A 22,134-nucleotide genomic window follows, 5' to 3' on the forward strand; every position below is an offset into this window, starting at 1 on the left:
TGTTCTAGCTTTTCAGGAAGGTCTTGAGCGCATCGATGACGCCGCGATTGGCTTCCTCGGTGCCGACGCTCATGCGCAGCGCGTTGGGGAAGCCGTAGCCGGTGACGCGGCGCAGGATGTAGCCGCGCGCGCTCAGATAATCGTCCGCCGCCGCCGCTGAATGTTTCTTACCGTCGGGGAAATGGATCAGCACGAAATTGCCGACGCTGGGCGTGACGCGCAGGCCGAGCCCGGTCAGCTCCCCGCTGAGCCAGGCCAGCCATTTCTCGTTATGCGCCACGCTGCGCTCGATATGGGCGCGGTCGCGGATCGCGGCGATGCCGGCCTCGATCGCGGTGGCGTTGACGTTGAAGGGGCCGCGAATGCGGTTGATCGCATCGACGATATGCGCCGGCCCGTACATCCAGCCGACGCGCGCGCCGCCGAGCCCGAGCTTGGAGAAGGTGCGGGTCATCACCACGTTTTCAGAACTGCCTGCGAGCTCGATGCCGGCCTCGTAGTCGTTGCGCCGCACATATTCGGCATAGGCCGCGTCGAGCACCAGGAGCACGTTCTTCGGCAATGCAGCGTGCAGCCGGCGCACTTCCTGGAACGGCACATAGGTGCCCGTCGGATTGTTGGGATTGGCGAGGAACACGATCCGCGTCGCCGGCGTCACCGCGGCCAAAATCGCGTCGATGTCGGCGCGCTCGTCGGTCTCCTTCACCGCTACCGGCTTGGCGCCCGCCGCCTGGATATAGATCTTGTAGACCATGAAGGCGTGCTCGGTGAACACGGCCTCGTCGCCCGGCGCGAGATAGCTCTGCGCCAGCAGCCCCAGGATCTCGTCGGAGCCGTTGGAGCAGATGATGTTGGCCGGATTCAGCCCATGCACCTCGGCGATCGCCTCGCGCAGCCGGCGGGCAGAGCCGTCCGGATAGGCATCGAGCTTCGCCGCCACTTCGCGTGCCGCCTCGATCGCCTTCGGCGAGGGCCCAAGCGGGTTTTCGTTCGCCGACAGCTTGTAGACTTTCGTCACGCCGGCCGGCGCGGTGCTTTTTCCCGGCACATAGGCCTCGATGTCCATGATGCCCGCGCGGGGCGTCGGACGGGGCTGATCCTGCTTCATGTCACAAATCCGTCGAGAAGGCCTTCAAGGCCGCAGCGGAAATACAGGCCACGGGCTGGAATGTCGAGTACCGGCGCCCGGCACCCGCATCCGGTCGCGAGGAGGCCACCCGTTGACGAAGCGCGGCGCTGGTCCTAGAAGGATTGCCAGACTCCCGTGGTGATTTGGCCGGTCGGCTTGCAGCCACGTTAAACAACTCGCTAAAGGGCCGTTTGCAACCTGTAACCGGCTTTGCGACGGCAATGCCGGTTTTTTGTTGTCCGCTGCCGGCCGGACACCGCGTCGGGACGAGACCGATGCGGGACAGGATGAGGACGGACATGGCCGCTCAGCGCGCTGCAAGAACCAACGACGAGGCCGACCATCCGTCGAGCCCAGTGCTGCAGTTCGGCCCCGACAAGCCGCTGAAGCTCGACGCCGGCACCTTTCTTGCGCCTTTCCAGATCGCCTACCAGACCTACGGCACGCTCAACGACGCGCGCTCCAACGCCATCCTCGTCTGCCACGCGCTGACCGGCGACCAGCATGTTGCCAACACCAATCCGGTGACAGGCAAGCCGGGCTGGTGGGAGGTGCTGATCGGTCCCGGCAAGATCATCGACACCAACCGTTTCTTCGTCATCTGCTCCAACGTCGTCGGCGGCTGCCTCGGCTCGACTGGTCCGGCCTCCACCAATCCGACGACCGGCAAGCCTTACGGGCTCGACCTGCCGATCATCACCATCCGCGACATGGTGCGCGCGCAGACGATGCTCATCGATCATTTCGGCATCGAGAAGCTGTTTTGCGTGCTTGGCGGCTCGATGGGCGGCATGCAGGTTCTGGAATGGGCGGCGAGCCATTCGGAGCGCGTGTTCTGCGTCCTGCCTATCGCCACCGGCGCCCGCCATTCCTCGCAGAACATCGCCTTCCATGAAGTCGGCCGACAGGCCGTCATGGCCGATCCGGAGTGGCATGGCGGCAAATATCTCGATTTCGGCAAGCGGCCGGAAAAAGGGCTCGCCGTCGCGCGCATGGCCGCTCACATCACCTACCTTTCGGAAGCCGCGCTCCACCGCAAGTTCGGCCGCAACCTGCAGGACCGCGAGGCGCTCACCTTCGGCTTCGACGCCGATTTCCAGATCGAAAGCTATCTGCGCCATCAGGGCATGACTTTCGTCGACCGCTTCGACGCCAATTCCTACCTCTATCTGACCCGCGCGATGGACTATTTCGACCTTGCCGCCGATCACGGTGGGCGCCTCGCCGACGCCTTCGCCGGCACCAAGACGCGTTTTTGCCTGGTCTCCTTCACCAGCGACTGGCTGTTCCCGACCGAGGAGAGCCGATCGATCGTGCATGCCTTGAACGCGGCGGGCGCTTCCGTCTCCTTCGTCGAGATCGAGACCGATCGCGGCCACGATGCCTTCCTGCTCGACGAGCCGGAACTGTTCGCGGCCATCAACGGCTTCATCGCCTCCGCCGCCCGCGCCAGGGGGCTCAGCCTATGACCCCGACAAGTCGCGGACCTTTTGGACCGGGATCATGCGCCATGCAGGAGGCGAAGCCATGAGCGTCAATCGCGCCCAGCGTGTCGACCTCGAGGTCGTCACCGATCTCATCCCGGCCAATTCGCGTGTCCTCGATGTCGGCTCGGGCGACGGACTGCTTCTGGAGCTCCTGCAGGAGACCAAGCAGGTCGACGGCCGCGGGCTGGAACTGTCTCAGCGCGGCGTCAACGAATGCGTGGCGCGCGGCCTTTCCGTCGTCCAGGGCGATGCCGACAAGGACCTCGAATTCTATCCCGACAAGGGCTTCGATTTCGTCGTGCTCTCACAGACCCTGCAGGCGACCCGCAACCCGAAGCTGGTGCTCGACGAGTTGCTTCGGATCGGCAACCGCGCCATTGTCTCCTTCCCCAATTTCGGCCACTGGCGCGTGCGCTTCTCGCTGCTGGTCAAGGGCAGGATGCCGGTCACCAAGGACCTGCCCTACTCCTGGTACGACACGCCCAACATCCATTTCTGCACCATCCGCGACTTCGTCAACCTGTGCGAGGAACTCGGCGCGACTGTCGAGAAGGCGACCGCGCTCGACGCCAACGGCCAGAAGATCGGCCTGTCGATGCCTTGGTGGTTCTGGAATTTTTTTGGTCAGCAAGCGGTGTTTTTGTTGAGGCGATGACGGAAATGCGTTTCTTTCGTCGGTCGCCGGCAGTGGTGGAAATCCCTCCGAACATTCGTTCTGAAATACGGGCGGGAATTCTCGTTTGCACATCGCCGCGCAGCGGTAGCAATCATCTTGCAGGTTTGATGGCTTCCGCCGGGCTGGGCCATCCGCTGGAATGGTTCGGCGGGCGACGTCTGCTGGAGCTGCCGGATTATCCGCGAGATCCCCGCGCCCAGCTTCTGCGTGCGCTGACACAGGGGCGGTCCTCTACCGGCGTCTACGCAATCAAGCTCTTTGCGAGCCAGTTCGCACAACTTGCCAAGAAGGTGAAGCTGCCAGCCAGCCTTCCGAATTTGAGTTATGTGCGGTTAACACGTGACGATCTGCTCGGCCAGGCGATCTCATGGGCACGTGCGCGTCAAACCCGCGAATTCCGATCCACCGAGATCAGTCATCTGCCGCCACGCTATAACGGCCGGGCAATCGTGGAGTCTCTGGATAAAATTCTGATGGAGAACCTCGCATGGGATGCTTGGTTCGCGAAGAACGGCCTGCTCTGCCTTTCCCTGACCTACGAGCAGATTCAGCGCGATCCGGCAGACAGCCTGACGAAACTCGCGCAGCTGGTGGATGTGGAACCCAACTGGGAAACCGACCTGCGATCGGGTCTCGAAATCCAGCGCGATGCAATCAATAAAGAATGGCGAAAGCGTTTCCTGTCCGAATATGCCGACCCGTCCAGCTTCCGATACCGAATGATAAGATAGCTTAACTGACAAATTCGCAGCGCATAATTGCATCCCGATCGTTTGACAGCATGCCGTCACGGCTATAGCCACTGGTTTGATTAACCGGTGTGCCGCGATGGCTGGACATCCCACCTATTCTATCGTCTTGGAGATGGAGAATGCCAAATCCATCGACTGGGACGAGATTGGCCTTGGCCTGAAGGCCTTGGCGCGCGAGATCGCCCAGGCTTCCGCTACCGGATTTTCGAAGCCGAAGGTCATAATCTCGCATGGCGGCGTCGAAACTGACGCAGTCTCACTGCGAAGCAGCATTGGAGCTGAAGCGCCACAACTGGAGCAGGTTGCCGATCTGGCCTTCGCGTCGTGCCCTGGCGGCAGATATTACGACCTCAAGAACAACGGCATTCCCTCGTGCGAAGGGAGCGTCCTTGTTTTTCTCGATTCCGATACAGTTCCGGAAAGGAACTGGCTCTCAACTCTACTGAAACCCTTCGTCGACCAGCCTGAAACCATCTGTGTGAATGGACACACCTATCTTTCATACGACGACTTCTTCTCGCGAACTTTCGCGTTGATCTGGTTTTTCCCGATGGCTGAGGGAGACGAGAGATTCGCCTCGAAGCGTGCTCTCAACGCCAACAACATCGCCTTCCGGCACGACTGGATATCCAGTCACCCATTTCCAGCCCACAACGGCTTTAAGGTCTCGTGCACGTTGCTGATGCACCAGCTTTGGAGCGAAGGCCACAAGATAGTCAACGTGGACGCACGCGTTCACCACTACTCGCCGCGGGGCTGGGGGTTCTTCTTTTGGCGCGCGCTGGTAACCGGCAGGGACGCCGATCGAAAATTCGTCGAGCTTCATGCACCTGGCAGAGCTCAGCGTATCGTCAAATCCTTCACGCGCTGGGGGACTATGTCTTGGCGCACGATCCGGCGAGTGACAGGCCATGCGCGGCAGACCGGCATGCCGTTCTGGCAAATCCCGTTTGCTGTCATTGTCGGACTGGCGTTCTATACGCTGGCGTTTTTCGGCCATTTCAGCCTGGCGGCCGGCCTTGTTCGCGACGAGGTCGAAATGGTGCCGGACCATATCGGGCACAGCTAACGTCAATCTTTTCCCGCTGGCCAAGCACATCCGTAGCATTGTGCGGATGCTCGACGCCGTCGACGAAGATCACGTCGGACTGCGAGTTCTCGGTGCGCAGCGAAAGGATCGCCTGATAGGCCGGTGAATTGTACCAGTCCCGCACATGCCGCCTGCCGGGGAATTCGATGACGATCAGGTGCCCGGGCCAGCTGTTCTCGACGACCTCGACGTCGCCGCCATGGACGACGAACCGCCCGCCGAACGGCGCCAGGGTGGCGTCTATCTTCTCGAGATATTCGACTATCCAGGGACCCGGGGTGACTTGGCGCATATGGGCAACGGCGTAAGCGGTCATGATCCTGCTCCTTGATGAAACAAAGCCGATCGGTCGGCTTCTTGGAGATCACCATGCGGGAACCAGGTAGTTCGGTCGATTACCTCAGACGTCATCGGGACAAAGCCGCCCGTTGGTTCCTGTTGGCGGAACCGCCGAATTAACAGGAAGCCCAGTTGTGTTGCCATCAGACCGCAATGTTGCGGAAAAACCGCCAATTTCGGCATTTCTGGGCCGGCCTGGCGTGACACAAAGGTGGCTTTTCTGTAGCGTCGGCCGCAAATCAGAGGTGGACACGAAGATAGCCGTCAGACCTATCCGACAAACGCCAGATCCGACCGGTGGTGGCAGCTCGATGCCGAACCAAGAGGTTCCGCTGATCTCAGTGATCACGCCGACCCACAACCGCCGCAGCCAGGTCGTGCGCGCGGTGGAAAGCGTTCTGGCGCAGACACTTACCCGCTTCGAGCACATTGTGGTCGACGACGGTTCGACCGACGGGACGGCCGCCGCGCTCGCCGAAATCCGCGACCCGAGGCTGATTTATGTCGGCGCCAAATGGCGCGGCGCCAATGCCGCGCGCAATGCGGGCATCGAGCGCGCGCGGGCGCCGGTCGTGACGTTCCTCGATTCGGACGACGTCTATCTGCCCGACCGGCTGGAACGAACACTGGCGCGCTTCGACGGGAACCCCTCGCTCGAAGTCCTCATCAGCTCGTTCGTATCGCTGAAGGGCGGCCGCAGCACCAAATGCATCAATCGCGACGCCTTCCTCGACAAGAGCACGCTGCAGCGCGCCCTGGTCTCGCAGACCATCTTCATTGCCGGCTCGGCGATCACCGCAAGACACGAGTCGCTGCTCGCGATCGGCGGCTATGACAGCGACATCACGCGCATGCAGGATCGCGAATTGCTGCTGCGCTTTGCCCAACGCGGCGGCGCCTTGCTGTCCGAGGACATCGACTGGAAGAAGTACAATTCGGAGAATTCGATCTCCGGCCGCCGCGATGGCTATGTCGAGGCCTATGCCAGTCTGATCGACAAGCATCCCTATATCGCCGACCGCTATCCCGACGTTCCGCCTTACATGATTGCGCGCCAGATCATCGCCGATATCCTCAAGGGCAGGTTGCCGCAGGCGTTTTCGGGCTATCATGCCAACCGATCGTCCAAGTCGCTCGGCTACTCGTCCGCCGAACTCTTGCGCGGCTATGTCGTCGGCCGCCGCTGGCGGCGCGACTGCTACGACGAGTTCCGTGCCAAATACGGCGCCCGGGCGGTCTGAGAAAACCGCAAGACGGCTATCTGTCGAGTTCCGGAAAATAAGGATCGGAAAACCGCTGCCGCAAGCGCTCGCCCAGCAGGCAATCGACCGGCGTCGCATCCTCGACATGGAAGGATCTGGCGTCCGTCAGGCCGCTGACTTCCTGGACCAGCTTGCGGCGGACGGCGGTCGAGAATTCGGACGCCGCGTAGATCGGCAGCACGAACGAACCGGCTCCCCCGGTCACGCAGTCGGCGTAGTAGCGGTCGAGACGGGCGACACTCGGCGACGGACTGATGAGTATGGGTAGGCCGTTGATGACGATACCGCTGGCAACGGCGGCATCGCGGACTGCCGTGACGGGCAGCCCGGTATTGTTGGGCCCGTCTCCCGATATGTCGATGACGCGGCGTGGCGCCGAAAAGCCGGTTCTCTCCAGGAGCCCCGCGCCGAAGCCGAGGGCGCCCGAGATCGAGGTGCCGCGGAAGCTGCGGAACGGCCGCGTGGCGATCTTGTCGGCGAAGGCATGGGCGCTGTCCTCCCCGTCGATGATCTGCCAGGCGATGGCCCCGTCCTCGCGCACGACGCCCGCCCATTCGAAATAGGCGAGCGCAATGCGGCCATGTGGACCCGAGCGTACGGCGTTGATGAAGTCGGGGTGGCGCAGCGCGTCGACATAGCCGGCGCGCTGCAGGGCGAGTTCACGCTGGTCCATCGACTGCGAGATGTCGACGGCAAGCACAAGTTCCACGTCCACCGGCGCGCCTTTGCCCGGCATGGGCAATGGCGCCGCCTCGGCGCAGGCAAGGCACACAAGCAGGCCGAGCATCGCAAGCATGGCAGCCTCGAACGACCCGGCGGATTTTCCCGGCGATCGCGGCGAAAATAAAGCTATTTCTTCCCGTGACGGGCAGCGATGGGTGGCGGCTCGATCGCGCCGGCGCGGACACGGACCGGCTTCAAAGCCGGTGCGCCGGTATCCTTCACGATATTCAGCGCGCGCGGGAAGAACTGAGTGTTGTGCTGGCCCCGCCCGATATTGATGATCGCGGTTTCGGGCAGGCGCTTCTGCAGCATGGCCAGCACCCGCCGCAACGTCGGCCCGTCGAACGCATCCAGGGCTTCGTCGATGATAACCCATTTTGGCTTGCGCAAGGCAAGTCTGGCGAAAGCCAGCGCCCGTTGTTCGTCATCGCCGAGCTCGCGTTCCCACCGCCTGGAACGGTCAAGGGTGGTTGCCAGTGGATCGAGGCCGACCTCGCCAAGCACGGCCGCGATCTCGGCATCGCTGGCCGGGGCCTCGCCGTTCGGATGATCGAGCACCTCGCGCAGCGTGCCGGCCGGGAAATAGGGCACGCGCGGCACGAAGATGGGGGTCTCGCCGGCCGGCAGGCCGATCCGCCCGCTCCCCCATGGCCACAGGCCGGCAAGGGCGCGGAAGAACAATGTCTTGCCGGCGCCCGGCTCGCCGGTGATCATGACGCGCTCGCCGGCGTGAATTTCGACATCCGTCTGGGCAAGCTTGGTGCAGCCTTCCGGCGAAGCCACCTGAAGCGTGTCGAAAGTCAGGCTGCCATTGGCGTTTTCGCCGAACTGGATGTGTTTTTCCGTGTCATGCAGCGCGTCGGTTTCGGTGAGCGCGATGCGGAAATCGGCCACGCGCATCAGCGTCGCGCGCCAGTCGGCTATGCTGCCGATGTTGTTGATGAACCAGCGCAGGGACGAATGAACCTGGTTGAAGGCGCCGACCGCCATCATCAACCCGCCGAACGAGATGTCGCCCGAGAAATAGACCGGCGACGCCACCAGGATGGGCGCCACCACCGTTATCCAGCCATAGGTGTCGGTCACCCAGGCGAGATTGATCTGCGCGGCGAAGATGCGCCGCATGGCGCCCAGAACCGTGCCGAGATCGAGCTCGAGCCGGCGCCTTGCGTCGGGCTCGCCATGATAGAGCGCGATCGCATCGACATTCTCGTTGACCCGCACCATGGAGGAGCGCAGCTCCGCCTCGCGGGTGTAGCGCTCGCTGTTGAGGCCGATCAGCGGACGCCCGACCAGCCAGCTCAGCCACGACGCGATGCCGGCATAGAGGAACGCGGCCCAGACCATGTAGCCCGGTATCTCCAGCGAATAGCCGCCGACATGGAACATGAAGCCGGAAGACAGCTCCCACAGCACGCCGATGAAGGAGACCAGCAGGATGAAGGACTGCAGCAGGCCGACGCCAAGATCCGTCGACAGATCCGACAAGTGAGCGGCGTCCTGCTGCATGCGCTGGTCGGGATTGACGCCGATGGCGCCGGCATTGGCCAGCCGGAAGGCCCGCGCCGGGCGCATCCATTGATCGATCAGGTCGAGCGTCAGCGCCTCGCGCAGCCTCAGACGGATCATCTGGTTGAGCCAGGTCTGGCCGATATTGAGCACCAGAAGGCCCCCGGCGATCATCGCAAAGACCAGAAGCTGGTGCAGGAAGGCCGTCATGTCGCGCCGAGCCAGCGCATCGTAGAAAGGCTGGTTCCAGCGATTGAGAAGGACTTGTCCGATCGAGGTTGCGACGATGACTGCGACAATGCCGATGGAGACCCAGGCAAGTTGCCTGCGCACCGGCGAGGACTTCAGCCCCAGCTTGATCGTCGCCACCTGGTCGGCGAGGCTGCTCGCCTCCACCGAGACGGCGGATTTTTGTGGGCCCGGCCTTCTATCGGTCTGGTCGTCCATGAAGGATATTCCTGGTTTCCGCTTCGGTCATGAATACCGCGCCGAGCGAGCATGCCTTAGATCGGGCATGCCTCAGATAGGGTGACGATTGCCGCGCGATGCAAGGCGCGGCGATCACGAACGCGTCACTTGGCCAGGCGCGGCGTCAGCCGCACGCCGGCCAAGCCGCGTTGCGCCCTGCGGCGAGAAGACCGGCACGAAGACGCGGCGAGAGGCGCGCTGCGCGACCGGCACACCTTGGTAGAGCCGCTTCTGCGCCTCGACGACGATGACACCGGAAAAGATCGGCCAGAATCGCCGGCCGGCCTTCTCCAGCACATTGTGGAAGCGCATCATGAAACGCCGCGGCGACGGCGGGAAGAACAGCGCATCGCTCCATGTCGCCGGGGTGAAATTCGCCTCGCGCAGCAGCTCGGTCAACTGGCCGCGCGAGAACGGCCGGCCATTGCCGAAGGGTGTGTGCTCGAACCGCGCCCAGACGCCGCGCCGGTTGGGCACGACGATGACCACTCTGCCCGCCGGCGACAGCACCCGCCAGATCTCGTTCAGCGTCTCGCGCGGGTTTTCGGCATGTTCGAGCGAATGCACCAGCAGCACGCGGTCGATGCAGGAATCGACCAGCGGCAGCTCCTCGTCGAAGACCAGCGCCGTCGCCGTCGGCCCCGACACCGGCCACACCACCGCGCCTTGCGTTGCCGGCATGAAGGCGAAGACGCGCTCGGCATCGGTGCCGAAGCGTTCCAGCCATGGCAGCGCATAGCCGAGGCCGACCAGCCGCTCATTGGGAACGGTCGCCCATACGGACGACAGCGCCATGGTGATCGAATGCTCGGCCAGGCGCCCGAGCGTGGTCGAATAGAAGGAACGCAGGTCGACGATATCCGAATGCATGCGCGCGACGGTAGCCGCGAAGGGGCCCAAGTTCAACAAAGGCGGAAAGTTCAACAAAGGCGCCGAGTGCAACAAACCCGGATGACATCGGCTGCCGGCCGCCCTATGTCTGCGACGACAAAGGGAGACATGCGATGCCGGTCGAAATCGAGCAGTTCATGTGCCGCACCGACAATTTCGGCGTGCTGGTCCACGATCCGAAAAGCGGACAAACGGCAATCATCGACGCGCCGGAAGAAGCGCCGATCCTGGCGGCGATCAAGCGCACCGGGTGGACGCCGACATTGATCCTCACCACGCACCACCATGCCGACCATGTCGAAGCCAATCTGGCGCTGAAGGAACGCTTCAAATTGCGCATCGTCGGCCCGGAAGCCGAGAAGGCGAAGATCCCGGGCATCGACGAGACGGTCAGCCAAGGCTCGGTCGTGCTCCTTGGCGAGGAACGCATCGAGGTCATCGAGACGCCCGGCCATACCGCCGGCCACGTCTCCTACTATCTGCCGGCTTCGAAAGTGGCCTTCACCGCCGACACGCTGTTTGCGCTGGGTTGCGGCCGCCTGTTCGAATGCAAGTCGCCGGTTATGTATGACTCTTTGAAGAAGCTGGCGGCGCTGCCGGCGCAAACCGCCATCTATTGCGGTCACGAATACACCTTGGCCAATGCCCGTTTCGCGGTGACGGTCGACCCGAGCAACCCGGCGCTGAAGCAGCGCGCGGCGAGGATCGAAGCGCTGCGCGCCGACAACAAGCCGACATTGCCGACGACCATCGGCGAGGAGTTGTCGACCAACCCGTTCCTGCGTTGGCACGACCCGGCGATCCGCAAGCATCTCGGCATGGAGAAAGCCTCGGATGCGGAGGTCTTTGCCGAGATCCGCAAGCGCAAGGACAATTTTTAGTTCCACCGCCTGTCGACCAAAAGGCTCGACGTTCGTCGCAGCAAAGACCGCCAATGACCAGCGCCGCCGAGATCATCGCAACGCTAGGCCTCAAGCCGCATCCCGAGGGCGGCTGGTACGCCGAGACCTTTCGCGACGCCGCGGGTGGCCCGCGCGGTCATTCGACCGCGATCTACTTCCTGCTCGAGCAAGGCCAGCTTTCGGCCTGGCATCGGGTGAAGGACGCGGCCGAGGTCTGGCATTTTTATGCCGGAGCGCCGCTGGCGCTGTCGATGCATGAGGAAGGCGCAGGCGCCGTCATCGAGCAGGTGCTTGGCACGATCCTTACCGCCGGCGAGCGGCCGCAGATCGTGGTGCCGGCCGGCTGGTGGCAGTCAGCGCGCAGCCTCGGCGAATGGACGCTGGTCGGCTGCACCGTGGCGCCCGGTTTCGATTTCGCCGCTTTCGAGCTGGCCGAGCCGGGCTGGCAGCCGGTCTAGAGCAATTCCAGGAAAAGTGTGAGCGGTTTTCCGTCCGGAATTGCGTAAAAAAACAAGGAGATAGGGCGTTTCGTCGTTTCCGTGAAACGGTGAAACGCACTAGGCGAGTAGAAACCCCAGCGTGATCGCCAACTGGGCGGCATAGTAAAGCACCCAGACCGCATGGCGCATCCACAGGCGATGCGGCGAGATCGCCGCGAGCAGGAAGCGCTCGGCCGCCAGCAGCCCGTCCGAGGCGATGAACAGCACCGCGCCGGCAATCACCCAGGGATAGTCCGTGGTGAGCGCCGAAATGCCCATGGCGAGGATCGCCGCGACATAGACGGCAACCGGCGCGCGCAGTTGGGGGCCGACGCGGCGCCAGAGCGCGGCAAGCATGACGATGCTGAATGCGGCCATGGCTAAGGCGATCGCGCCGCGCCAGGATTCGGCCCTCAACAGGCTGAGCCCGCCGCCTGCCTGCGAAAACAGCGCGACATAGGCGATGTGACCGGCGAGAAAGCTCGCCAGCCCGCCGAGAAAGGCCCTTTCGCCGTCGCGCGACAGGAAGGCGTCGCCGACGGCGCTGAGTGCCAGCGCCGCGACCAGCAGCAGCGGACCGCCCTGCATGGCGGCAAGCACGGCCAGCAAAGCCACGGCAAGCGTCTTTGCCGCCGTGCGCGTCCATTTCGGCGGCATGTCGAGCGCAAAGGCGTAGATCACGGCCGCGACGAACGAGAACAGCAGCGTCGCGTTGGCGTTGGCCTCGATGCCGCCGGAAAACGGCATCATGCGTTGACCTCCTTGGCCGCCGGCTTGCGCATCAGCAGCGACTTCGCCGCGAGCGCGGCGCCTCCGGTGATGAGCACGCAGGCCGCGAGGATGCGCAGCGACGGCTCGGCGACGCCAGCGGCGATCAGCACCAGCGTCGACAGAAGCGGCGCGGCGTAGCTCGCGGCGCCCAGCACCTGGATGTTGCCGCGCTTGACGCCGATATCCCAGGCATAGAAGGCCGCGCCCACCGGCATCAGGCCGAGCCCGATGACGGCCAGCCATTGTCCGAGGCTGTCCGGCAGCACCGTCTTCTCAAGCAGCAGATGGCAGGCCAGCGACAGCGCCGACGTCGCCGCGCAGAACCAAGTGACGATCGAGGTCGGTACCGACGGAAAACGCCGCGACAAGAGTGAATAGGACGACCACAACAGCGCGCAGACGGCCGCCATCGCATAGCCGAAGGCGTAGCGCGCGTCGAAGGCCAGCCCGCCCCCCTTGGTGACGATCAGGAAGGTGCCGGCAAGGCCGAGCAGCGCGCCGACGACGTGGTTCCAGGCAAGCCGCTCGCCCGGCATCAGCGCGGAGCCGAGCACGATCAGCAGCGGCCACAGATAGGCGATCAGGCTCGCCTCGACCGCCGGCGCGTTGCGCAGCGCCGTGAAGTAGAAGAAATGATAGCCGAACAGCCCGGCTATGCCGATCACCCAGACCTGCGGCGGGATCTTCCGGCCCCGGTCGGGAGCCGGCATCACCAGCCGCGCCGCAAGGCCGACGCAGGTGCCGATGGCGAAGGTGATGGCCGACAACAGGAAGGGCGGCACCTGTCCGGAAGCGTTGGTGAGCAGCGCCAGCAGCGCCCACATGGCGACCGCCGAAAACCCGATCAGTGTTGCGCGCCCCATATCTCCCCCGCCGGCGCGCGGTGGCGCCTGTCCTAATTTACCGCCTCGAACCGTCTCGCGCTGATGGTCAGCGGGCCGATTTGGGTCCCGACCGTGGCACGGATCGGCGCATATATGCCGGATTGGCCGAGCGGTGCAAACGTCACCAGCATGCGGCTCTTGTTCTTCAGGAAATTCAAAGCCTTGCGGCCCTTGCGATAGCCCGCCACCGGCTCGAAGCCCATTTTGCAGGTCACCGTGCCGCCCTTGTAGCCCGGCACCGAGATCGAACCCTTGGAGGCATAGGTCAAGGTCAGGTCGGCGCGCATCTCGCCATCATAGAACTTGACCGTGCGTCCGCAGACCTTATCCAGGCTGTCGGCGTGGATCACAGTCGCGGCCATCGGATCGAGCACCGATTTCAGGTCGCTATCGCCGAGCGGCACCCAGCTCTTCAGATCGCGCTTCTTTGGCGCGGGAACGACTTGCGTGGAGGTGACGGCGCCGTTGTTGAAGCGGATGTCGACCATCGAGGCCTTCTTGCCGGACGTATAGTCGGCCCGGAATGCATGCGGCTGCATCTGCTTGCCGGAAATGGTGCCTTTCGAGGAAATCGTGCCTTTCGTGTCGTCGAACAACTTGCCGAGGCCGGCGGCCGAGACGGTGCCGTCGATGGCATAGCTGTCGCCTTGGTATCGGCTGGAGAAAGTCGCCCTGGCGATCGAAAGGCCGAGAAAGGACACCGTATACTCGCCCCTGAAGGACTGAGGCGCGGCGGCGAAGCTCGGTGCCGGCACGGCAACGGAAAGCAGGGCGGCGAATGCATGGGAAGGACGGAGCATGGCGGCTGACTGATCCCTGGCGGTTCGGCCGGAACGCAGAGGCTCCAGCCTGGCATTTCCCTTCGCGATGGGCTTATACTGTGAAATCCGGCCTTTATATGGAGCGTGCCTGACAACGGGGCGCGTGCCGGAGCTTGACGCAGTGGTGAAATGCCACTATGGAACGCCAACTTTTCCAAAGGCCGCCTGACCGAGACCGCGCGCCGCCCGGCGCGGGCAGAATGGTTTGGCAGGCTTAGAACTGAGGTTAGACAAGATGTCCCGCACCTGCGAACTCACTGCCAAGGCAGTCCAGACCGGCAATAATGTGAGCCACGCCAACAACAAGACCAAGCGTCGCTTCCTGCCGAACCTGGTCAATGTGACGCTGATTTCCGAAGCGCTGAACCAGAATGTTCGCCTGCGCATTTCGGCCAACGCGCTGCGTTCGGTCGAGCACCGCGGCGGCCTCGACGCTTTCCTGGCCAAGGCCGACGTCAAGGAATTGTCGCAGCGCGCCCGTCTGCTCAAGAAGCAGATCGCCAAGAAGCTGGCCGAGCAGTCGGCCGCTTAAAGCAGCAGCTTTCAGGCGGGGGACGACCGCCTCGAGCCCGGCCAGACCGGTGCTCGAAACAGGAGCGAGCGTCGGCATGACGCTCGGCTGGTTCCATTACCCAGGATAAAAAAATGTATTTCCTGACGCGATATTTGCCCTTCGTGGCCGCCATGGCGTTTGTCGTCGTGGCGTCGAACATCCTCGTGCAGTTCCCGATGCAGGGCCAAGTCGGCGGCTTGTCGCTGGCGGACCTGCTGACCTGGGGCGCCTTCACCTATCCTTTCTCATTCCTGGTCACCGACCTCGCCAATCGCCGCTATGGCCCGGCCGTGGCGCGCAAGGTGGTGTTCGTCGGCTTCATGACGGCGGTGACCTGCTCGATCCTGATCCCGCCCTTCCTGTTCCGTCATGGGCTGATCGAGTTCGAGACCGCCGCCGACCGGCTGGTGCGCATCGCAGCCGCCTCGGGAGCTGCCTTCCTCGCCGCGCAATTGCTCGACGTTGCCGTCTTTAACCGGCTGCGCCGGCAGAGCTGGTGGCGCGCGCCGATCGTCGGCACGCTGGTCGGCTCCATCTTCGACACCGTCGTCTTCTTCGGCGTCGCCTTCGCCGCCGCCTTCGCCTTTGCCGGTCCCAACGACAGCTTCGCGCTGGAGACCGCGCCGCTGATGGGTGTGCTGCCGGTCGAGACGATGCGCTGGGTCTCCTGGGCGCTCGGCGACCTTTCGGTGAAGCTGATCATCGCCGTGGTGGCGCTGATCCCCTACCGGCTGCTCGCTGCGCGCTGGAGCCAGCCGGCAGTCGCGTTCTAGGCCATGAGCCCAGCAAGTGGAATCAGGCCGTGATCCCCTGGATTCAGCTTGACTCCGCCCGCACGCCCGATGGCGGCCAGGAACTGCGCCTGAAGCGGCGCGGCGCTGAATTCTCGATCATGCTCGGCACCAACGAGCTGATGAACAGCCGCCTCAGCGGCTCCGAGGAAGCGCTGGCCAGGCTTTCCTGCCAGCGTATCGCCGGACGCGAGCGGCCAAGCATCCTTATCGGCGGGCTCGGCATGGGCTTCACCTTGCGCGCCGCTCTCGCCGCGCTCAATGGCGATGCTGCCGTCACCGTTGCCGAACTCGTCCCCGCGGTCGTCGCCTGGGCACGCGGCCCCATGGCGGAAATCTTCGGTGGCTGCCTCGACGATCCCCGCGTCACCATTCGCGAGGCCGATGTCGGCCAGGTGATAGGGGCGGAGAAAGCCGCCTGGGACGCGATCCTGCTCGATGTCGACAATGGTCCCGAAGGCATCGTCCACAAGGGCAATGACACGCTCTATGGCGCCACCGGCCTTGCGGCCGCGCGCACCGCGTTGAGGCCCGGCGGCGTGCTGGCGGTCTGGTCGCAGGGACCGGACGGCGGTTTCACCCGGCGGCTGAAACAGGCCGGCTTCGCGGTCGAGGAGATCAACACGCGGGCCAACGGCAAGCGCGGCGCCCGCCACGTCATCTGGATCGCAGCCAAGGGGCTGTGATCTGGATCGCAGCCAACCAGGCATGACCCTTTCCGCCACAGCCGCGGCGGCTTTACGCTTTGTTACGCCCGATCGTGCAGGATCGCGAAAATTCTTCAGGGCATCGCGACCAGCATGACCATGCCAGGCACCGGTTGGAAAAACGACCTTCTGCTTGCGCTGTGCGCTACGCTGGTGGTGCTGACGATCAACGCCGTTTCCGGTTTTCCGACCCTTGGCGACTACGGCGCCGACAATGACAGCATGCTGCGGCTGGTCGAGGTTCGCGACCTGCTCGGCGGCCAAAGCTGGTTCGATCTCCACCAATACAGGATGGGGGCCTCGGGCGGCTTCGTCATGCACTGGTCGCGCTTGGTGGACGCGCCGCTCGCGCTGATCATTATGGCCTTCGATGCGCTGGGTACCGGCCCCGCCACCGCCGAGCGCGCCGCGCAGATCATCTGGCCGACGCTCCTCTACGGGCTGACCATATTCGTGCTCATGCGCGCCTCGCAGCGCTTTGCCGCTGCGAATGTTGCGATGCCGGCAATCATCCTGTCGACGGCGGCACTGTTCTTCCTGGTGATCTACAGCCCGGGGGTAATCGATCACCACAACGTCCAGCTGTTGCTGACCGCGGCCAGCCTCTGGCTTCTGATGGAAGTGCCCTCCTGGCGGCCCGCTGCCCTTCTGTCGGGCATTTGCGCCGGCCTGACGCTCGCGGTCGGCATGGAGACCGCTCCCTATGTGGCGGTGCTCGGCATCTGCGCCGCTGTCCTGTTCATCCTCGACGACAAGGAGCGCGTCACGGCGCGAGGCTTCGGCCTCGGATTTGCCGGCATCGCCTCCCTGGTCTTCGTGGCGACCATCCGGCCGGCCGACTGGGGCGTGGCCCAATGCGACGCCTTCTCCTCCTTCCAGTTCGCCGTTGCCGCATTGTCCGGCTTCGGCCTCGTGATCGCCAGTACCTTTGCCGCATCCAGCCGCCGGGCGCGGCTGGTTTCGATGCTGGCGCTGATGGCGGTGGTCGCGGTCGTTGTGGTCGTGTTCTTCCCGCAATGCCTGGCATCGCCCTATGCAGGCATGGACGAACGTATCCGCATTTATTGGCTGGCCGACGTGGTCGAAGCGCAGCCCTTCTGGAGCGTCGCCATCCACCAGCCGAAGCTGATGGCGGCGCGCTATGTGACCCCCTTCATCGCGATCCTGCTGGTCGGCTTTCAGCTCCGAACCCGTCGCCTGCGCCGCGCCGAGGTGCTCGCCGCCATCCTGCTCGTCGCCGCCTTCGGCGTCAGCCTTTGGCAGGTGCGTGGCTCGACATTCTCCGTCGCCTTCGCCGTGCTGCCGCTCTCGGCCTGGATCGCGAGAATCCGCCTGCGGGCGAACGCCGCGCCCTCGTGGCGCCTTTCCACCGGCATCGTCATGGCGTGGCTGGTCTCGCTCAACGCGACGTGGGCCGGGGTCGCGGTGGCGGCGCAGTCCGTGGTCCAGCAGGCGCCGCAGCGGGTTAATTCCGACCCCGACCATGCAGTGACCTGCGGCAAGCCGGGCGACTTCCACGATCTTGCCGCGATGCCCGCGACGACGGTGCTTGCCTCGTCCAATCTCGGCTCAGGAATATTGACGTTCACCGGCCACCGGGCGCTGGCCGGCCCTTACCACCGCAATGTCGGCGGCAATCTCGCCATGCTCGACGCATTCATGGGGACGCCGGACGCCGCCCGCGCCGTCATCGAACGCGAGCATGTCGGGCTAGTCGCGATCTGCCGCGGCAACACGGAAGAGATATCGCTGGCTCTGGACGCGCCGAAGGGTTTTGTCGCGGCGTTGCTGCGGGGCGACCTGCCGGAATGGCTCGAACTGGACCAGTCTACCGCCGGAAAGCCGATCGAGATCTACAAGGTCCGTTGAATATCGGCCCGCGGCCATATCAGCATCGTCGACAGCGCCCCTCGCAACACAGCTGCTTTGCGCTGATGCAATTTCACTGCGTGATTTAGAAAACCGCTATCGAAATCAGTCCGTGAATCGTTGCAGTCCAGCCTGTGCTTTGGTTAGCATTTCGCTCGGGCGGCGATATATGTATTCAAGAAATTTGAATTCGGGGTTTTAGCTTGGGGAGAAGACATCCATGTCGGCCATAGAGGGCGCGGCGGCGCCAGCATCAGCCACGCTGCAGCATATTATCTCCCACATGGTGGACGCCGTGAACCGCGCCGCCTTTGTGGAAAAGCCTTTCTGGCATCTGGAAATGACCGATGTTTTCCCGGCGGACCTTTATCAGCGCATGCGCGCCGCCATGCCGGAGGCGCGCGAATATCGTGCGCTCAAGGGGCGCAACAATGTGAATATCAAGGCCGACGGCACCCCGACGCGCATCAAGATCGACCTCTACCCCGAATACATCCGCCATCTGCCGCAGGAGAAGCGGGCGATTTGGTCCCTGGTTGGCAAGGCATTGCATGCGCCGCAGCTGAAGGACGCATTCATGCGCCGCCTTGCCCCGGGCTTGGAGCGCCGGTTCGGCTCGGACTTCATGAAGGTCGGCATGTATCCGGTGCCGATGCTGACGCGCGACGTGGCGGGCTACAAGATCGGCTTCCACACCGACACGAAATGGAAAGGGATCACGGTCCAGTTCTACCTGCCGGAGGACGACTCGATCAACCATATCGGCACCCGCTTCGCCGAGCGCATGCCGGACGGGCGTTTCGAGAATTCGCACCGGATGTCGTTTTCGCCGAACACCGGCTACGCCTTTGCGGTCGGCACCGACACCTGGCACGCGGTCGACACCGTCGGACCGGAAGTCCGCACCCGCGACAGCATCCTTCACACCTATTTCGTGGACAACACCGCGACGCTCAAGATCCGCAACCGGAGCAAGCGCGCGGCCAATTTCGTGATGAACGAAGTCCGCCACGTCGGCCGGTAATCTCTCGGCGCCCGCCGTCGGCACGGCTGAATCCATGCCGGCCAGCCGTCGTCAATCCTGGTGCAGGATGAATTCCAGGTAGAGGTTGCGCTGCAGGATCGAATGGTTGTCGTCGGATATCAGCGACACCATCAGCGCGCCGTCGTCGCGGGTCCAGACGTCGAGCCCTTCCATATTGTCGATCTGGTAGCCCATATCGGCCTCCATCAGCACCGGCCCGTCGGCGACCGCGCCCTTCTCGACGCTTTCGCCATAGATGCGCCGCAGCCGCATCTTCACCCCGCGCGCGATCGAAAAACTGCGCTCCAGCAGCAGCAGATCGCCGTCCGGCAGGAAGGCGCCCTCGGTTACGTCGAAATCGCCGTCGCGTCTGACGGTGAAGACGCCCTTATGCGGCCCCTCGATGATGGCGGCATAGACGTTGCCAGCTTCGTCGAGGCTCCTCTCCGAGACCACGATCAGGCCGCCCGCGTGCTGCCCATAAGCGTTGGCATGGGTGACGGTCTCGAAACCGCGGTTCTGGCGCAGCTCCTCGGCGGGGACCTGATAGTCGAGCTGCCTGACCGGGGCTTTCATATTGTCGGGATCGATCTTGAACTGGGCGACGCGCTGGTCGCGCTCAAAGCCGACGGTGGCGATACCGTCCCTGACCGCGAGTCCTTCCGCGTCGGCCTCCCATTTCCGGTCGATCGGCCGGCCCGAAGCGTCGACCATCTGCTGCAGGCGGAAGTTCGAAACGCCGGACGGACGTCGGTCGGCGTCATGGGTGATCGTGCCGAAGAACCAGAAGCCGGTGTCGGTGACGCCGATGAAATCGCTGCCCGGCTTCAGAAAGCGAAAGGCCGACAGCGCGCCGAAATCGCGCGCCTGCGAAGTCATCTCCAGCCCGCCAACGAATTCAAGCGGGCCGAACCGCGTCTCGTCGCGGCCGATATGGAACTGGCTGATCGGCCGCGCCGAAATCTCGATTGTTTCGACGGGAGTTCCCGGAACGGCAACTGCCGGCGATGCGCAGGCCAGCACGCAGGCGAAAAGCGTCCGCCGCGCACACCGCCCCGAAAGGATCATCCGGCGCGTCGCAATCCGCCGCGCCGCGTGTCGCGCGCGCTTTCCTCGCCGAACAGCGAGGCGAGCTGCTCGGTCATGGCGCCGGCGAGTTCCTCGGCATCGACGATGGTGACGGCGCGGCGATAATAGCGCGTGACGTCGTGGCCGATGCCGATCGCCAGCAGCTCGACCGGCGAGCGCGTCTCGATCAACTCGATGACCGCCCGCAGATGGCGTTCCAGGTAATTGCCCGGATTGACCGACAGCGTGGAATCGTCGACCGGCGCGCCATCCGAGATCATCATCAGGATCTTGCGCTGCTCGGGCCGGCCGATCAGCCGGTTATGCGCCCATAGCAGCGCCTCGCCGTCGATGTTTTCCTTGAGCAGGCCCTCGCGCATCATCAGCCCGAGATTGCGCCGCGCGCGCCGCCACGGATGATCGGCGGATTTATAGATGATGTGGCGCAGGTCGTTGAGCCGGCCGGGATTAGGCGGCTTGCCATCCTTCAACCATTTCTCGCGCGCCTGCCCGCCTTTCCACGCCCGCGTGGTGAAGCCGAGGATTTCCACCGAAACGCCGCAACGCTCCAGCGTGCGCGCCAGGATGTCGGCGCAGGTCGCGGCGACGGTGATCGGCCGCCCGCGCATGGAGCCCGAATTGTCGAGCACCAGCGACACCACCGTGTCGCGGAACTTGGTGTCGCGCTCCTGCTTGAAGGACAGCGGCTGCATCGGGTCGATGACGACGCGCACCAGGCGGGCCGGATCGAGATAGCCTTCCTCCAGGTCGAAATCCCAAGAGCGGTTCTGCTGCGCCATCAGCCGGCGCTGCAGCCGGTTGGCGAGCCGCCCGACGACGCCGGAAAGGTTGGCGAGCTGCTTGTCGAGGAAGGCGCGCAGCCGGTCGAGCTCCTCTTCCTCGCACAGCTCCTCGGCGCCTACCGTCTCGTCGAAGGCGGTGGTGAACACCTTGTAATCGATCTCTTTCGGCAGGTTCAGGAACGGATTGTCGTTGCGCTTGGCCTCGCCCGGCGTCTCGGCGTCGGCGTCGTCCTCATCGGACAGGTCCTCGGAGGTGGCGTCGGTCGCTTCGGTCTCGGCCGACTCTTCGTCGTCGGCGGAGGCTTCGGCATCTTCCGACTGCGACTGCTCGGAACCTGAATCCTCCTCGCCGCCTTCCTCGCTCTGTTCCTCGCCCTGCTGCTCGTTCTCTTCGTTTTCCTCCGAGTCGTCGGTTTCCTGGTCGTCGCCGAGTTGCTCGGCCATTTCCATGGAAACCAGCATGTCGCGCACGACGCGGGCAAAGGCCTGCTGGTCCTCGAGCTTGGCCGACAGGCCGTCCAGCTCGCCGCTCGCCTTTTCCTCGATCCAGGGACGCCAGAGATCGACCAGCCGCTCGCCGCTCTTCGGCACGGAACGTCCGGTGAGCTTCTCGCGCACCATCAGCGCAATCGCTTCCTCGAGCGGCGCGTCCGCCTTGTCCCTGACGTCGACGAGGTTCGCCTTGGCGTATTTGTCCTCGAGCATCGAGCCAATATTGTCGGCCACGCCCTGCATGGCCCGGCTGCCGATCGCCTCGACGCGCGCCTGCTCGACGGCGTCGAAGATGGAACGCGCCAGCTTGCCTTCCGGCGCCAGCCTGTTGTGGATGCGCTGATCGTGACAGGCGCGCTTCAGCGCCATGGAATCGCCCAGGCCGCGCGTGATCGCAATGTCGTTGCGGGACGCTTTCTTCGGCAGTTCGGGCAGGCGCGCGCGGTTGCCGGCCAAAGCCGGCCGGTCCTTGGCAAAACCGACCTCGAGGTCCTTGTCGCCGGCGACGGCGCGCATGCACACGGTCACCGCGCGCTTGAAGCTGTCGGCTTCAGACCCGTTCTTCGGCTTGTTGCGCGTGTTGTCGCCTGGACCCGCCATGATCATTCCCTGCGCGATTCATGCTGAAAGGCTGGAGGCCTTTT

At 64.1% G+C, this 22,134-nt stretch carries 22 protein-coding genes and 1 riboswitch; of the genes, 12 read left to right on the forward strand and 10 right to left on the reverse strand.

The window, feature by feature from the left end; all coding sequences use genetic code 11:
* Window positions 1-4: 4 nt before the first annotated feature.
* Window positions 5-1,108 (reverse strand): histidinol-phosphate transaminase, encoded by a 1,104-nt coding sequence (gene hisC / locus FJW05_RS14005; RefSeq protein WP_140632959.1) that lies wholly within the window; start codon window positions 1,106-1,108, stop codon window positions 5-7.
* Between the two features lie 146 nt (window positions 1,109-1,254).
* A riboswitch (SAM riboswitch) is annotated at window positions 1,255-1,332 on the forward strand.
* Between the two features lie 96 nt (window positions 1,333-1,428).
* Here hisC and FJW05_RS14010 point away from each other — a divergent pair.
* From FJW05_RS14010 to FJW05_RS14025, 4 genes are all read left to right on the forward strand, one after another.
* Window positions 1,429-2,598 carry a homoserine O-acetyltransferase gene (locus FJW05_RS14010; RefSeq protein ID WP_140632962.1) on the forward strand — a complete coding sequence of 390 codons (1,170 nt, stop codon included), beginning with the start codon at window positions 1,429-1,431 and terminating at the stop codon, window positions 2,596-2,598.
* 58 nt (window positions 2,599-2,656) lie between these two features.
* A complete protein-coding gene (gene metW, locus FJW05_RS14015; protein ID WP_095767561.1) occupies window positions 2,657-3,271 on the forward strand; it encodes a methionine biosynthesis protein MetW in 615 nt (204 codons plus the stop codon).
* Entirely contained in the window at window positions 3,220-4,023 is an 804-nt protein-coding gene (locus FJW05_RS14020) for a Stf0 family sulfotransferase (RefSeq protein WP_140632965.1), read from the forward strand. The genes metW and FJW05_RS14020 overlap by 52 nt, the downstream gene beginning before the upstream one ends.
* A gap of 97 nt (window positions 4,024-4,120) precedes the next feature.
* Window positions 4,121-5,113 (forward strand): glycosyltransferase family A protein, encoded by a 993-nt coding sequence (locus tag FJW05_RS14025; RefSeq protein WP_140542565.1) that lies wholly within the window; start codon window positions 4,121-4,123, stop codon window positions 5,111-5,113.
* Here FJW05_RS14025 and FJW05_RS14030 read toward each other — a convergent pair.
* Window positions 5,046-5,450: a DUF1330 domain-containing protein gene (locus FJW05_RS14030; RefSeq protein WP_140632968.1), complete on the reverse strand. Its 405-nt coding sequence runs from the start codon at window positions 5,448-5,450 to the stop codon at window positions 5,046-5,048. The two genes, FJW05_RS14025 and FJW05_RS14030, sit on opposite strands and share 68 nt — an antisense overlap.
* 334 nt (window positions 5,451-5,784) lie before the next feature.
* On the opposite strand from FJW05_RS14030, the gene FJW05_RS14035 reads away from it, so the two are divergent.
* A complete protein-coding gene (locus FJW05_RS14035) occupies window positions 5,785-6,714 on the forward strand; it encodes a glycosyltransferase family A protein (RefSeq protein WP_140632971.1) in 930 nt (309 codons plus the stop codon).
* Window positions 6,715-6,730: 16 nt separating this feature from the next.
* Here the strand turns inward: FJW05_RS14035 and FJW05_RS14040 are convergent, their stop codons facing one another.
* The 3 genes from FJW05_RS14040 to FJW05_RS14050 all read right to left on the reverse strand — a co-directional run bounded on the left by FJW05_RS14040 (window position 6,731) and on the right by FJW05_RS14050 (window position 10,305).
* A complete protein-coding gene (locus FJW05_RS14040) occupies window positions 6,731-7,531 on the reverse strand; it encodes a DUF1194 domain-containing protein (RefSeq protein WP_140632974.1) in 801 nt (266 codons plus the stop codon).
* A 53-nt stretch (window positions 7,532-7,584) separates the two neighbouring features.
* Window positions 7,585-9,414 (reverse strand): ABC transporter ATP-binding protein/permease, encoded by a 1,830-nt coding sequence (locus FJW05_RS14045; RefSeq protein WP_140632977.1) that lies wholly within the window; start codon window positions 9,412-9,414, stop codon window positions 7,585-7,587.
* 114 nt (window positions 9,415-9,528) lie between these two features.
* A complete protein-coding gene (locus FJW05_RS14050; RefSeq protein WP_095767455.1) occupies window positions 9,529-10,305 on the reverse strand; it encodes a methyltransferase domain-containing protein in 777 nt (258 codons plus the stop codon).
* 134 nt (window positions 10,306-10,439) lie between these two features.
* On the opposite strand from FJW05_RS14050, the gene gloB reads away from it, so the two are divergent.
* Together gloB and FJW05_RS14060 are read left to right on the forward strand one after the other, a co-directional pair.
* Window positions 10,440-11,207, forward strand: a complete 768-nt coding sequence (gloB, locus tag FJW05_RS14055; protein WP_140632980.1) for a hydroxyacylglutathione hydrolase — start codon at window positions 10,440-10,442, stop codon at window positions 11,205-11,207.
* Window positions 11,208-11,260: 53 nt separating this feature from the next.
* Window positions 11,261-11,686, forward strand: coding sequence for a cupin domain-containing protein (locus FJW05_RS14060; RefSeq protein ID WP_140632983.1), 426 nt, complete (start codon window positions 11,261-11,263; stop codon window positions 11,684-11,686).
* Between the two features lie 99 nt (window positions 11,687-11,785).
* Here FJW05_RS14060 and FJW05_RS14065 read toward each other — a convergent pair whose 3' ends face one another.
* Genes FJW05_RS14065 through FJW05_RS14075 form a run of 3 tightly spaced genes read right to left on the reverse strand, consistent with a single transcriptional unit; the run spans window position 11,786 to window position 14,162 of the window.
* On the reverse strand, window positions 11,786-12,457 hold the full coding sequence (locus tag FJW05_RS14065) for a lysoplasmalogenase family protein (RefSeq protein ID WP_140632986.1): 672 nt from the start codon (window positions 12,455-12,457) through the stop codon (window positions 11,786-11,788).
* Window positions 12,454-13,341: an EamA family transporter gene (locus tag FJW05_RS14070; protein ID WP_140632989.1), complete on the reverse strand. Its 888-nt coding sequence runs from the start codon at window positions 13,339-13,341 to the stop codon at window positions 12,454-12,456. Before FJW05_RS14070 ends, FJW05_RS14065 begins: the two co-directional genes overlap by 4 nt.
* Before the next feature lie 32 nt (window positions 13,342-13,373).
* Window positions 13,374-14,162: a DUF3108 domain-containing protein gene (locus FJW05_RS14075; protein WP_140632992.1), complete on the reverse strand. Its 789-nt coding sequence runs from the start codon at window positions 14,160-14,162 to the stop codon at window positions 13,374-13,376.
* Window positions 14,163-14,418: 256 nt separating this feature from the next.
* Here FJW05_RS14075 and rpmB point away from each other — a divergent pair, with 256 nt between their 5' ends.
* The 5 genes from rpmB to FJW05_RS14100 all read left to right on the forward strand — a co-directional run bounded on the left by rpmB (window position 14,419) and on the right by FJW05_RS14100 (window position 19,127).
* Entirely contained in the window at window positions 14,419-14,715 is a 297-nt protein-coding gene (rpmB, locus tag FJW05_RS14080) for a 50S ribosomal protein L28 (RefSeq protein ID WP_095767449.1), read from the forward strand.
* 113 nt (window positions 14,716-14,828) lie between these two features.
* Complete coding sequence (locus FJW05_RS14085) at window positions 14,829-15,509, forward strand: queuosine precursor transporter (RefSeq protein ID WP_140632995.1); 681 nt, start codon at window positions 14,829-14,831, stop codon at window positions 15,507-15,509.
* Window positions 15,510-15,538: 29 nt separating this feature from the next.
* The gene (locus FJW05_RS14090; protein WP_140632998.1) at window positions 15,539-16,213 is read left to right on the forward strand and encodes a hypothetical protein; all 675 of its coding nucleotides are present in this window, start codon (window positions 15,539-15,541) and stop codon (window positions 16,211-16,213) included.
* A 114-nt stretch (window positions 16,214-16,327) separates the two neighbouring features.
* The gene (locus FJW05_RS14095; RefSeq protein WP_140633001.1) at window positions 16,328-18,103 is read left to right on the forward strand and encodes a GtrA family protein; all 1,776 of its coding nucleotides are present in this window, start codon (window positions 16,328-16,330) and stop codon (window positions 18,101-18,103) included.
* A gap of 220 nt (window positions 18,104-18,323) precedes the next feature.
* Complete coding sequence (locus FJW05_RS14100; protein ID WP_140633004.1) at window positions 18,324-19,127, forward strand: hypothetical protein; 804 nt, start codon at window positions 18,324-18,326, stop codon at window positions 19,125-19,127.
* Between the two features lie 51 nt (window positions 19,128-19,178).
* Here FJW05_RS14100 and FJW05_RS14105 read toward each other — a convergent pair whose 3' ends face one another.
* Window positions 19,179-20,195 carry an esterase-like activity of phytase family protein gene (locus FJW05_RS14105; protein WP_140633007.1) on the reverse strand — a complete coding sequence of 339 codons (1,017 nt, stop codon included), beginning with the start codon at window positions 20,193-20,195 and terminating at the stop codon, window positions 19,179-19,181.
* Window positions 20,192-22,090: a cobaltochelatase subunit CobT gene (gene cobT / locus FJW05_RS14110; RefSeq protein ID WP_140633009.1), complete on the reverse strand. Its 1,899-nt coding sequence runs from the start codon at window positions 22,088-22,090 to the stop codon at window positions 20,192-20,194. Before cobT ends, FJW05_RS14105 begins: the two co-directional genes overlap by 4 nt.
* Window positions 22,091-22,134 lie beyond the last annotated feature (44 nt).

This window comes from Mesorhizobium sp. B2-9-1 (assembly GCF_006439455.1).
Classification (GTDB): Bacteria; Pseudomonadota; Alphaproteobacteria; order Rhizobiales; family Rhizobiaceae; genus Mesorhizobium.